Source organism: Actinomadura napierensis (assembly GCF_039529375.1).
In the GTDB taxonomy this organism is placed as follows: domain Bacteria; phylum Actinomycetota; class Actinomycetes; order Streptosporangiales; family Streptosporangiaceae; genus Spirillospora; species Spirillospora napierensis.
This window is the reverse complement of record NZ_BAAAMR010000066.1, coordinates 1-12,281: the sequence shown is the minus strand read 5'-3', so window position 1 is coordinate 12,281 and position 12,281 is coordinate 1. Positions and strand designations below refer to the sequence as shown.

The window sequence follows — 12,281 nt, the reverse complement described above, 5'->3', positions numbered from 1 at the left end:
CCGTCCGACAATCCCCGCGTGACGTTCCTGCGCCGCGGCGGGGTCACCGTCCGCCGAGTGCGGGGAGGTGGACGGAGACGTCGGGGAACAGGAGCGCGCCGCCGGCGAGGAGGGCGACGAGCGCGGTGGCGCCGAACAGGGTGACCCAGGCCAGGCCGGGCACGCCGGTGAGGTGCGCGAGCTGGTCGGCGTCGGAGCTCGGCGCCATGTGCCGGGTGCGCATCCGCTGCAGCTCGACCACCGGACGGGTGGCGGCGAGCAGCAGGAACCAGGCGGCCAGGTAGGCGAACCCGGCCTGCACCTCGGCGCCGCCGAACCACGACACCAGGAAGACGACCGCGCCGGTGGCGACCACCGACAGCGCGCCGTAGGCGTTGCGGATCATCACCAGCATCGCGGCGAGCAGCGCGAGGGTGAACCAGAGCATCAGCGTGATGCGGCCGTCGGCCAGCAGCAGCGCGAAGAACAGGCCGAGCAGCGGCGGCGTCACGTACCCGGCCATCGCGGTGAAGATCATGCCGGGGCCGTGCGGCTTGCCGCGCGAGACCGTGACGCCCGAGGTGTCGGAGTGCAGCTTGATGCCGTCCAGCTTGCGGCCGGTGACCAGCGCGACCAGCGCGTGCCCGCCCTCGTGCGCGATCGTGACGGTGTTGCGGGCCACCCGCCAGCTGGGCCCGTGCAGCACCGCGGCCAGCGCGACGGCGCCGACGAGGACGACCAGCCACCACGGGGGATCCGGCTGCGTTCCCGTCACCCGGTTCCACAGGTCGCCGATGCTTGCGTGTTCCACGTCCACCTCGGGGGTCGTCGTCGGGGAGATGCCCAACATTAGGACGTCACGGATAACGTTCGCGTTCGGTTCGGGGTGCGGCGATGCCCGCCGGAGGTGACATTGGACGATCTGTCCATAACGGGGCGAGGATCACTATCGCGATTCGGCGGGTCGGATGTGACGAATCCCATTACGGTGTGACCCGCACAGTCGTTATGGTGCCCATCGCGCCGAGGTTCCCAGGCTCTTCCGGCGCGGGGCCCCCGCCCGCCGGCGCCGTCGGCGGCGCGGCGGGGACGGCGCCGGCCGCAAGGTGCCACCGCGAGTTCCGGAGCGGGTGGCCCCGGCGACGAGAGGTGACGGGGATTGAGCGGGGATCGATCCCCCGCGCGGGACGCGGGCCCGCGCGGGTTTCTCAGGCATTTCCGGCGCGACCGGTTCACCGGCCAGCTGGCGATCGGCCTCGCCGGCGTGCTCTGCGTGAGCGCGCTCGTCTACGGGGTCGGGACGGCGAGCGCCAAGTACCGGCTCGCCGACGTCGGCGCCTGGCTGAACGCGAGCGCCAAGGGCCTGGTCGTGCACGCCAACGGGCTGGCCGGCAAGGTCGACGGGAAGGCGGCCGTCGTGCCGCAGATGCGCGGCCACCACATCAAGGTCGTCCAGGACGGCACGACGGTGCTGCTGGTCGACACCGACACCGGCGTGGTCAGCCGGATCGACCCGTCCCAGCTGAAGATCACCACGAGCCGGGCCGCGGGCGGCGCCGGCCTGCAGGTCCTCGCCGGCTCCGGCACCGCGTACACCATCGACTCCGTCAAGGGCCTCGTCCAGCGGATCGACCCGGTGAGCCTCGCGCCGATCGGGCCGTCCGCGACGCTCACCGCGCCGCTCGGCCAGGCCGGCATCGACGGCGAGGGGAGCCTGTGGGTGCCGGTCCCGCAGAACGGGCAGGTCGTCCCGGTCCGGAACGGCCGCCCGGCGGCGCCCGTGACCGCCGGGCGCGCCGGCGACCGCCTCGCCCTCACGGTCGCCGCCGGGACGCCCGTCATCGTCGACAGCACCACCGCCGCCGCGCTCGTCGTCCGGCCCGAGGGCGTCCAGCGCGTCACCCTGCCCGCACAGGTGTCGCAGGCCGCGGACGGCGTCCGGGTCCCGCCGGTCGCCGACGGCCAGATCGTCCCGATGCTCGGCGTGGGCGGCTCGCTGTACCTGCTCGACACCGGCGCCGGACGGGTCGAGTCCGTCGCGCTGCGCGTCCCGCACCACGCCTTCGAGGCGCCGCACGTGCTCGGCCCCCGCGTCTACCTGCCCGACCGGACGGCCGGGCGGCTGCTGGTGTTCAACACCGACAAGGGCGCCTGGGAGGCGCCGATCACCGCGTCTCGGCCCGGCGGCACGATCGAGGTCATCACCCGCGACCACATGCTCTGGGTGAACGACCCCGACGGCTCCACCGCGCTCGCCCTCGACCCGAACGGCGCGATCCGGCACGTCCAGAAGTACGCCGACCACGTGCCGGGCGGCAACCGCCGCCCCATCCCCGTCCGCGCCGACCCCGGCAACGGCAACGGCAACCGGAACGGCGGCGGCCCCGGCCACGGCGGCGACGATCCCGTCCCGCCGCCCGGGCAGCCCCCGCGGCCGCCCGCGAAACAGGACCCGACCGCGCCCGACCCGCCGACGCCCATCGCGTCCGGCGACAACGGCTCGATCAAGGTGCGGTTCACGCCCGCCGTCCAGCCGCAGGGCGTCTACCCGGTCGGCCGCTTCGTCCTGCTGGGCGCCGACGACCAGCCCGTCAAGGGTGCGACGCCCGCGCAGTTCCCCGGCACCGCGCAGAGCGGCACATTCACGGTCGACGGCCTCAAGTGCGACGGCACCACGCACCGCTTCAAGGTGGCGGCCGAGTACAAGGGCAAGAACCGCAGGACTGCGTACAGCTCGTCCGGCGTCGTCGGCGCCACCGCCTGCACCGCCCCCGGCCCGCCCACCGCGCTCAGTGCCACCGGCGTCAACCACGGCGCCCAGCTGACCTGGGCCAAGGCCGCCGGCTACGACGTCACCTACGTGATCGAGTCCCCGGCCGGGACCGCCAGCACGACGGGCACCTCGAAGACCATCACGGGCCTCACCAACAACACGACGTCGCAGATCACGGTGACGTCCCACAACGGGGCGGGCGACTCCACACCGGTGAGCACCACGGTGAACCTGGCCTATCCCACGAAGCAGATCAAGAACCAGAACAACGGGCAGACCAACACGATCATTCGTCCGGGGCCGAGCGCCTCCGGAGAGAACGGGAAGATCCCGAAAGACGTGTACATCACGATGACGGTGGTGTGTCAGGCGAAGGGCGACTCGTTCCACGACCCGGAGAGCAACACCACGAGCAGTGTCTGGGATCAGGTCCAGACGCAGTACGGCAACGGTTATCTCAGTGACACGCTCGTGGCCACCAGCAAGGGCGCCTATCCCGCGAGCGGGCTCTATGAATGCGAGTAGCGATCGGCGACCGGCAGTGTCGACAGGCGCACGGGGGTGTGAGCCATGACCGAGAACGGCGGGGCGGATCCTGAGGCGCTTGCGGGGCGGTTCTCGCAGATGTTCGCGGCGCTGGGGCAGAACATCGAGCGGGTCGTCCGGGGCAAGCGGGAGAAGGTGGAGCTGGCGCTGGTCTGCCTGCTGGCGGAGGGGCACCTGCTCGTCGAGGACGTGCCGGGCGTCGGCAAGACGACCCTGGCGCGGGCGCTGTCGGCGTCGGTGGAGGCGCAGTGGGCGCGCATCCAGTTCACCCCCGACCTGCTGCCGAGCGACATCACCGGGGTGTCGATCTACAACCAGGGGACGAACGGGTTCGAGTTCCACGCCGGGCCGATCTTCGTGAACCTGGCGGTCGCCGACGAGATCAACCGGGGGTCGCCGAAGACGCAGTCGGCGCTGCTGGAGGTCATGGAGGAGCGGCGGGTGACGGTGGAGGGGACGCCGCATCCGGTGCCGCGCCCGTTCATGGTGATCGCGACGCAGAACCCGGTCGACATGGACGGCACGTACCCGCTGCCGGAGGCGCAGCTCGACCGGTTCCTGATGCGCATCTCGATGGGGTACCCCGACCACGAGGCGGAGGTGGCGCTGCTGGCGGGCGCGCCGACCGGCGCGATGCTGGACCGGCTGCCGCCGGTGATGGGCCGCGAGGACCTCGCCCGCATGATCGACTTCGCGCAGCGGCTGCACGTCGCGCCGCCGCTGTACGACTACGTGGTGCGGGTGGTGGCGGCGACGCGCGACCATCCCGACCTGCGGCTCGGTGCGAGCCCGCGGGCGAGCGTGGCGCTGCTGCGCGCGGCGCGGGTGCGGGCGGCGGCGGCCGGCCGGTCCTACATCGTCCCGGAGGACGTGAAGGTCCTGGCTGCGCCGGTGATCGCGCACCGGCTGATCGTGACGCCGGAGGCGGAGCTGCGCGGGCGCACCGGCTCCGAGGTGGTCGGGGAGGTCCTGGCGAATGTGCCGACACCGCAGGCCGCAGGGGTCTGAGGTGCTGACGCCGCTCGGATGGGGGACGGCGGCCGTGTCGGCGGTGCTGTACGCGGCGGGCTGGTGGCTCGGCTACCCGGAGCCGGCGATGCTGGCGGTCGCGGGGTTCGCGGCGGTGGCGGCGGCGGTGCTGTGGACGCTGCCGGGCCCGAAGCTGACGGTCCGCCGGGACATCGCGCCGGTGCGGGTCGCGCGCGGCGATCCGGCGGTGGGCGTCCTGCACGTGACGAACGAGGGGCGCGCCGTCCGCGGGCTCAGCGCGCGGGACGCGGCGGGTCGGACGGACGTGGCCGTGGACGTCCCGAGGCTCCGCGCGGGCGGCACCCGCAGCGTGACCTACCGGCTGCCGACCGGGCGGCGCGGGGAGATCCCGGTGGGACCGCTGCGGCTGGTCCGGGCGGACCCGCTGCGGCTGGCGCGCCGGGTGCGCGAGTACGGGACGCCGCGCACGCTGCTGGTGCGGCCGCGGACGGTGCCGCTCGCCCCGCTGCCGTCCGGCCGCGCGCACCATCTGGAGGGCCCGACCAGCGACCGGTCCCCGGCGGGGACGGCGACGTTCCACGCGCTGCGCGAGTACGTGATCGGCGACGAGCTGCGGCACGTCCACTGGAAGTCGTCGGCGCGGACGGGGACGCTGATGGTTCGGCAGCTCGTGGACGCGAGCCTCCCGGTGACGACGGTGGTGCTGGACGCGCGGCCGGAGTCGTGGCCGGAGCCCGACGACTTCGAGCTGGCGGTGGACGCGGCGGCGTCGGTGGCGGCGGGCGCCGCGTCGGCGACCTTCCCGGTGCGGGTGCTGACCGGGGCGGGGCCGGTGGCGGACACCCGCGGCGGGCCGGGCGACGCCGAGGCGCTGCTGGACCGGCTCACCGCCGTGGCGACCGAGCCGGGCCCGCGGTCGGCGGTGGACGTGGCCCGCCGCGTCCCGGCGGGCGGGGCGCTGGTCGTGATCACGCGGGACGCCGCCGACCTGGGCCGGGTCGCGTCGGTGCGGAGCCGGTTCGACCGGGTCGTGGTGCTGCGGGTGCGGCCGGAGCGGTCCGCGCCGGCGCCGGCCGGCGTGCACGTGGTCGACGTCGGCGACCTGGACGGCCTCGCGGAGGCGTGGCGGCGGATCGGGAGCGCCCGGTGACCCGGTACGCCTCGCTCGTGGTGACGGCGTGCCTGTGCGCCGTCTCTGGGCTGGCGTTCCAGCGGGTCTTCGGGCTCGGGCCGGTGCTGCCGGTCGCGATGGTCGCCACCGCCGTCCCGACGGTGCTCTCGGGCCTGCTGTCAGGACCGCGCAAAGGCGGGCGTCCGTGGCCGCTGTGGCTCTCCCTGGTGCTGACCGTGGTCGCGTGGGCGGGCACGGCGGCGGTGACCGTCCTACGACCGGCGCTGGGCGACGGGACGTTCCCGCAGGCGCTGCGGGAGGGCGTGCTCGGCTCGTGGAAGTCGATCCTCACCACGCTGCTGCCCGCCCCGGCGAAGCCCGAGTACCTCCTTTTGGTCCACGCGCTGGTGTGGCTGGCGGCGTTCGCGTCCGCCGAGCTCGCGCTGCGGACGCCGCTGCGCGCGCTGCCGGCCGTCCCGCCGCTCGGCGTGTGGGCGGCCGCGCTGCTGCTCGGCGTGGACGGCCCCGGCTCGAACCTGCCGCTCGCCGCCGTCACCGTCGTGCTGGTCGCGGTGCTGGTCCTCGTCCGCGCGGACGGGCCCGCTTCCGGCCCGGTCTGGCGGCCGCTGCTGGCCGGGCTGCCCGCCGCCGCCGTCCTCGGCGCGCTCGCGCTGGCGCTCGGCCCCGTCGTGCCGGTCAGCGCCGACCCGTACGACCCGCGCGAGCAGGTGCAGGCGCCGCCGCCCCAGCAGCGCGACAGCGTCAGCCCGCTCGACCGCGTCGGCGGCTGGCTGCTTAGCCCCGACCAGGTCATGTTCACCGTGCGGTCGAAGCGGACCGAGATCGAGCGGCTCGCCGTCCTCGACGCCTTCGACGGCGTGACCTGGACGTCCACCGCCCGGTTCGTCCCGACCGGGAGCCGGGTGCCCGAAGGGCCGAAGCCGCGCAGGAAGCACGAGGTCGCGCAGCGCGTCACCATCGGCGCGCTGCCGGGCGTGTACGTCCCCGCGCCGGACCGCCCCCGCGAGGTGGACGGCCTCGGCGTCGTCGCCGACCCTGCCGGCGGCGCGCTCGCCGCCGCGGAACCGCTGCGGCCGGGGCAGACCTACACGGTCACCTCCGAAGTCCCCGAGTGGTCGGCGGACGACCTGGCCGGCGCGGGCGTCGCCGACGACGCCGAGGCCCGGGCCGACCGGCGGCTGCCGTGGGGGCCGGGCGCGACGAGGCCGCCCGTCCAGCTCGCCGAGTTCCGCGGGTTCGCGCAGGCCGCGACGCAGGGCGCGGCATCGCCGATCCAGAAGGCCGCGATGCTCGCCGAGTACCTCAAGCGGTACGCCAAGTACGACGTGACCGCTCCGCCCGGGCACAGCTACCGGCAGCTCGACTACTTCCTCGGCGAGGGCAGGCGCGGCACGCCCGAGCACTTCGCCACCGCCTACGCGCTGCTCGCCCGCACGCTCGGGCTCCCGTCCCGCGTCGTCGTCGGCTTCGACGGAGGGAACCGCGCTGGCAACACCGTCCAGTACCGGTCCGGGGACGTGATGGTGTGGCCGGAGGTCAAGTTCGCCGGGCTCGGCTGGATCCGGTTCAACCCGCTGCCCGACAGCGCGCGCCGCTCCAAGAGCAACGACGCGGTCGCGGCGGGAGAGACGGAGAAGAAGCTCGAGCAGGCGCAGAAGAACGCCGCCTCGCAGACGCGCGGCTCCGGGGCCGGCAAGACCCCGCGGAAGACGCCGCCGAAGCCCGCCGCCGCCCATGACGCGCCCACGCCGTGGTGGGTGCTCGCGTCGCTCGCGGGCGCCGCCCTGGTCCTGGCCTACCTGCTCGCCGTCCTGCTGGCGCCCGCGCTGCGCAGGCGGCGCCGCCGGACGGGTGAACCCGGCGACCGCATCACCGGCGCCTGGCACCAGGCGCTCGACCACCTCGCGGACGTCGGCCTGGCCACCGCCCGCACGCTGACCGCGCACGAGGTCGCCCGGTTCGGCGCGTCCGCCGTCGGCGAGGACGCCCGCGGCCACCTCGGGCCGCTCGCCGAGCTCGTCGACCGCAGCCGCTTCGCCCCTGCGCGGCCGGATCCGCGTGCCGCCGAGGAAGCCTGGCACCACACCGACCAGCTCGGACGCCTCGTCACCGCGAGGGCGGGCCGGCTGCGTCGGCTGCGCCGCCGCCTCCACCCCCGCTCGCTCCGCGACCGCCGCGCGAGCGCGAAGCGGGGAGGCTGACGGCGATCTCGCCGCCGAGCACCGCCCCCGACTCCAGGGCGAGGTCGTCGCCGCTCCAGAACCGTCCCGGATCGAACCAGTTGGGGCGGCGGCCCTTCGGCAGCAGCCCCATCGCCTGGTACGTCACCGCGACGATCTCCGCGCAGAACGCCGTCTCCAGGTCCGGGTCGCGCTCGGCCGGGCGGCGGATCGGGACCCGGCCGCGCAGCCACCGGGACGCCAGCCGCGACGTGGACGGGAACGGCGTGCCGTCCAGCCGGGCCACCGCGCGCAGCGCCGCGTCCTCCATCGCCCGCGACGGCGGCGGGTCCAGCTGCCGCAGCCAGGCCCGCTGCCCGTACCGGTCGCCCCAGGTCAGCACCGCGTCGCGCAGGTCGTGCAGCTGCGCGCCGCGCCGGTGGCCGCCCGCCCACAGGTCCGGCAGCGAACGGCCGAGCTCGGCGTGCCACATCAGCGGCGGCAGATCGTCGATGACCAGGGACATGCCGACGTGGTTCACCGGGCTGTTGGTCGTCATCTGGATGGCGCGGTCGGCGACCGTCCGGCCGCGGAACAGCCACACGTCGCCGGTGCGGGTGAGGTCGGCGGCCTGGTCCAGGGTGATGCTCGTGCCCGGCATGTCGATACCGTAGCCGCATGCGGTGGTGGAGAAGGGCCGGCCTGTGGAAGGCGCTGGGCATCGCGGGGTTCCTCGGCGTGGCGGCGACGGGGGCGGTGGTCGTGCGCTCCGAGCGGCGGCGCCGCGCCTACACGCCCGAGGAGATCCGGAGCCGGCTTCACGAGCGGCTGGACGAGACGGCAGGGGACGGGTCTTGACGGCGGTGCGGCGGGTCCGCGTGCCCGGTGCGGTCGACCTGGAACTCGCGTGGGAGGCCGTGTCCGGGGCGCTCGCGCCGACGCCGGTCGTGGCGTCCGGGCTCGCGCCCGGCGCGCTGCTGAAACTGGAGACCCTCCAGCCGACCGGGTCCTTCAAGGTGCGCGGCGGGCTCGCGGCCGTGGCGGCGCTGCCGGACGGGGAGCCGGCCGTCACCGCGAGCGCGGGCAACCACGGTCTCGGCATGGGGTACGCGGCGGCGCGGTCCGGCACGGACGTGACCGTGGTCGTGTCGACGCGCGCGTCGCAGGTGAAGGTCGACAGGATCGGCGCGTTCCCGGTGCGGCTCGTCCAGCACGGCGACACCTATGACGAGGCGGAGGCGCACGCGCTGACGCTGCCCGGCCGTTACGTCTCGCCCTACAACGACCCGGCCGTCATCGCCGGGCAGGGCACGATCGGCCGGGAGCTGGACGGGCAGGCGGACGGCCCGCTCACCGTGATCGCGCCGGTGGGCGGCGGCGGGCTGCTCGCCGGGCTCAGCCTGTGGGCGCGCGGACGCGGCGACGTGCGGATCGTCGGTGTGGAGTCGGCGGTGTCGCGCGGCGTGTCGGCGTCGGTGGAGGCCGGGCGGGTCGTCGAGGTCGAGGTCGGCGAGACGTTCGCCGACGGGCTGCCCGGCAACCTGGAGGCCGGTTGCGTGACGCCGGAGGTGATCGGCGCCGGCGCGGTGCTCACCGCCGTCACCGACGAGGAGATCCGCGCCGCGCTGCGCTGGCTGCACGCCGAGCACGGCCTGGTCGCCGAGGGCGCGGGCGCGGCGGGCGTCGCCGCGGTGCTGGCCGGGAAGGTCGAGGTCACCGGGCGTCCGGTCGTGGTGGTGTCCGGCCGCAACATCACGGTCCCGACGTACGTGGACGCCCTGGCGAACGCCTGAGATCCCGGCGGGCGAAGACCTCGTCGCCGCCCGGGCTCGGAGCCGCTACGGCGCGGTCCGCGGACTGTGGACGCACACGGGCTGCGACCACGCCACGTCCGGGGCCTTGCCCTGGCGGAGCCGCACGACCGCGCCGACCTTGAAGCAGTAGCGGGTCTTCGCCCGCAGGCCGGGCACGGTGAAGGACCGCGCGTTCGCCGGGGCCGACAGGACCGCGGCGGTCCCGGCCGGCTGCCGCCGGACGAGCAGCGGCAGCCCGCGCGCCGCCTCCGGAAGCGTCCAGGTGAGCACCGCCGTGCGGCGCCCCGGCCGGGCGCCCCGCCGGCGGGGACGGGCGGCGTTCAGCTGCGCGGCGCTCGGCGGCTGCTCCGCGCTGGCTCCCTGCTGCCCAGCCGCGGCGGGCGGCGGGCCGCTCGTCGTCTCGTTCGGGGCGGGCGGCTCGCCGCCGTCGCCTTTACCGGACAGGGCGAGCGCGCCGACGCCCAGTGCCGCGCCGCCGGCCAGCGCCACCGCCGCCGCGATGATCAGCCCGCGGCGGGGGCCGTTCTGCGGCGGTCCGGCGGGGAGGTCCTGCGGAGGCGGCGCGGGCGCGGTGTGCGGTGATGTGGGCGAGCCGTTCTGCTGCGGGTCGGTGGTCTCCCGCCCGCCGGTCGGCCACGCGGCGGCCTGGAGGGCGGGCCGGTCCTGTGGCTGCGGCGCCTGCTGCCGGCGCGCCGCGTCCGGGTGCCACGGGGAGAGCGGTGCCGGCGCGGTGGCGGACGCGGCGGGAGGCGGAGACGGCGGCGCCGGAGACTCGGCGGGCGATCCCGGGGTGGTCGGCGCCCAGTCCGGCACCGGCGGAGGGCCCGAGCGCTCCGGGAAGGACGGCCGGGACGGATGCGAGTCGGACGACGAGGAGTCCCCCAGCGGCAGCGCGGACTGCGAACCGGTCGGCTGCGGGAGGACCGACACGCCGGTGGCCGCCACGTCCGTCATCGGCAGCCCCAGCTCGCCCTGCACCTGTTGCAGCGCCTGCGCGAACTCCACCGCCGAGCCGTGGCGGTGCTCGGGCGCCTTCGCCATCGCCCGGCCGATGACCTCGGCGACCGCCGGAGGCACGTCCGGGCGCGGTATCGGCGGGGGCGGGTCGTTCAGGATGCGCAGCATCAGCGGCGCGATGCCCTCGCCGGGCGGCCCCTTGAACGCCGGGCGCCCGGCCAGCAGCTGGTACAGCGTCGAGCCGAGCGAGTAGATGTCGGCGCCGACCCCGGGCGGCCTTCCCTCCAGCACCTCCGGCGCGGCGTGGTGCGGGGTGAACGCCTGGGTGTGCGTGGCGTCGAACGAGTCGACCAGCCGGGCGATGCCGAAGTCGGCCAGCGCCGGCTCCCCGTACCGGGAGACCAGCACGTTCTGCGGCTTGACGTCGCGGTGCAGCACGTCGGTCTCGTGCGTGGCGGCGAGCGCGCCCGCCATCTTCACCCCGATCCGCAGCGTCTCGGCGACCGGCAGCGGCCCCTCCCGCGCGAGCCGGTCGGTGAGCGCGCCGTGCTCGAAGTACTCCATCGCGATGTAGGGGCGGCCGGAGCGGGCCGTCCCGGTGTCCAGCACCGTCACGATGTTCGGATGCCCCGACAGCCGTCCGGTGATCTTGCATTCGCGCTGGAAGCGGCGCATCGCGGCGTCGTCGACCGAGCTGATCGACAGCACCTTCAGCGCCACCATCCGGTCCAGCCGCTCCTGGTGCGCGCGGTAGACCACGCTGAAGCCGCCCTCGCCGACCTGCTCCAGCACGCGGTAGCCCGGGACGTCCTCGGTCATGGGCGGGGGGTCCTTCTCCTGCTCGTCCGGTGGTGTGCACCATCGCGGCGGGGGCGCGAGCGGCGGCCGGGGAGTCCCCCGGAGGCCAACAGCGTAGTACGGGGACGAATCGGGCGCGGGTGGTCTCGCGCCACCGTGCCCGCGCGCCCCCGCCCTCTCGCCGCCTCCGTACCGAAATAGCGCGACATTTCTTTTGGCCTTCCTCATCGTTGCCCCAATTCCGCTCCACCGCGCGGCGGTGCCGCCTAACCTCGGTCTTCGCGATGCGAGGAACGCCGCGCCAGGAGAAGGGGGAGCAGCCCGCCGTGACGGAGGATGTCATTGCGAGCCGGGTGCGGGAATCGCCGCCCGCGAAATCGGATTACGGAAATCTCGTCCGGATGGCGTATTTCGTTCTGCCGGGCCGCGGGAAGCGCGTCTACCGGCTGGCGATCGCCCGCCGGATCGTGGACGGCACCGCCCGCGGGCCCCGCGACCGCACCGCGCCCGGCCTCGCGCGCCGCCGCACCCGCGTGCTGCGCCGGGCGCTGCGCCCCTCCCGACGGCTGCAGATCGGCCTCGGCCCGTGGCTGCGCGCGCTGCCCGCGCGGCTGCCCGACCCGGCGCTGACCGCCGCGCTCGCCGAGCTCGACCCGCACGTCCGCGTCGCCTACGTGCTGCTGCGCATCGAGGGCCTGCCCAAGTACGCCGTCCGCGACCAGCTCCGGGAGCTGCGGGTGCGCGACCCGTGGCCGGTCATCGACGCCGCCTGCGCCGTGTCGATCCCCGTCCCGCGCCGCGCCGAGCGCTTCGACCCCGCGCACCTGCGGCCCGTCCGGACCCGCTCCGTGCTGCCGCTGGCGACCGCCGCCGTCCTCACCGCCGGGCTGGTCGCCGTGCTGGTCCACAGCGGTTCCAGCGGCCCCGGCGGCACCCGCCCCGCCGCCGTCCGCGACCTCCGGCTCGTCCTGGCGGCGCCGTCCGCCCCGGCCCGGGGGGCCCGCACCCTCGACGCCTGGCCCGCACGCGGCGACCTCACCGGCGACCGGGCGTTCCTCAACCGCGCCGCCGCCGCGTGGGCCGCCGCCAAGGGCGACCGCGAGCCCGGCGGCGGCACCGCCCAGCTCCTCTAC

The 12,281-nt window shown here is 75.6% G+C and carries 10 protein-coding genes; 7 read left to right on the top strand and 3 right to left on the bottom strand.

The features are described from left to right. Nucleotides 1–43: 43 nt before the first annotated feature. On the bottom strand, nucleotides 44–829 hold the full coding sequence (locus tag ABD296_RS31025; RefSeq protein ID WP_344275129.1) for a M50 family metallopeptidase: 786 nt from the start codon (nucleotides 827–829) through the stop codon (nucleotides 44–46). A 309-nt stretch (nucleotides 830–1,138) separates the two neighbouring features. Here ABD296_RS31025 and ABD296_RS31020 point away from each other — a divergent pair, with 309 nt between their 5' ends. From ABD296_RS31020 to ABD296_RS31005, 4 genes are read left to right on the top strand one after another with little or no spacing between them, the layout of a single operon-like run. Continuing rightward, on the top strand, nucleotides 1,139–3,277 hold the full coding sequence (locus ABD296_RS31020; RefSeq protein WP_344275126.1) for a fibronectin type III domain-containing protein: 2,139 nt from the start codon (nucleotides 1,139–1,141) through the stop codon (nucleotides 3,275–3,277). A gap of 45 nt (nucleotides 3,278–3,322) precedes the next feature. Next, entirely contained in the window at nucleotides 3,323–4,306 is a 984-nt protein-coding gene (locus ABD296_RS31015; RefSeq protein WP_344275123.1) for an AAA family ATPase, read from the top strand. 1 nt (nucleotide 4,307) lies between these two features. Next, nucleotides 4,308–5,438 (top strand): DUF58 domain-containing protein, encoded by a 1,131-nt coding sequence (locus tag ABD296_RS31010; protein ID WP_344275120.1) that lies wholly within the window; start codon nucleotides 4,308–4,310, stop codon nucleotides 5,436–5,438. Next, entirely contained in the window at nucleotides 5,435–7,621 is a 2,187-nt protein-coding gene (locus ABD296_RS31005) for a transglutaminaseTgpA domain-containing protein (RefSeq protein ID WP_344275117.1), read from the top strand. The genes ABD296_RS31010 and ABD296_RS31005 overlap by 4 nt, the downstream gene beginning before the upstream one ends. Here ABD296_RS31005 and ABD296_RS31000 read toward each other — a convergent pair. Continuing rightward, complete coding sequence (locus ABD296_RS31000; protein WP_344275114.1) at nucleotides 7,527–8,240, bottom strand: hypothetical protein; 714 nt, start codon at nucleotides 8,238–8,240, stop codon at nucleotides 7,527–7,529. The genes ABD296_RS31005 and ABD296_RS31000 overlap by 95 nt on opposite strands. Nucleotides 8,241–8,257: 17 nt before the next feature. Between ABD296_RS31000 and ABD296_RS30995 the strand changes: the two genes are divergently transcribed. Together ABD296_RS30995 and ABD296_RS30990 are read left to right on the top strand one after the other, a co-directional pair. Next, nucleotides 8,258–8,437: a hypothetical protein gene (locus tag ABD296_RS30995; protein ID WP_344275112.1), complete on the top strand. Its 180-nt coding sequence runs from the start codon at nucleotides 8,258–8,260 to the stop codon at nucleotides 8,435–8,437. A gap of 5 nt (nucleotides 8,438–8,442) precedes the next feature. After that, nucleotides 8,443–9,372 (top strand): threonine ammonia-lyase, encoded by a 930-nt coding sequence (locus ABD296_RS30990; RefSeq protein WP_344275245.1) that lies wholly within the window; start codon nucleotides 8,443–8,445, stop codon nucleotides 9,370–9,372. 45 nt (nucleotides 9,373–9,417) lie between these two features. Here the strand turns inward: ABD296_RS30990 and ABD296_RS30985 are convergent, their stop codons facing one another. Then, the gene (locus tag ABD296_RS30985; protein WP_344275111.1) at nucleotides 9,418–11,169 is read right to left on the bottom strand and encodes a serine/threonine-protein kinase; all 1,752 of its coding nucleotides are present in this window, start codon (nucleotides 11,167–11,169) and stop codon (nucleotides 9,418–9,420) included. Between the two features lie 380 nt (nucleotides 11,170–11,549). Between ABD296_RS30985 and ABD296_RS30980 the strand changes: the two genes are divergently transcribed. Beyond that, nucleotides 11,550–12,281: hypothetical protein (locus ABD296_RS30980; protein ID WP_344275110.1), on the top strand; the 732-nt coding region annotated here is incomplete at its 3' end.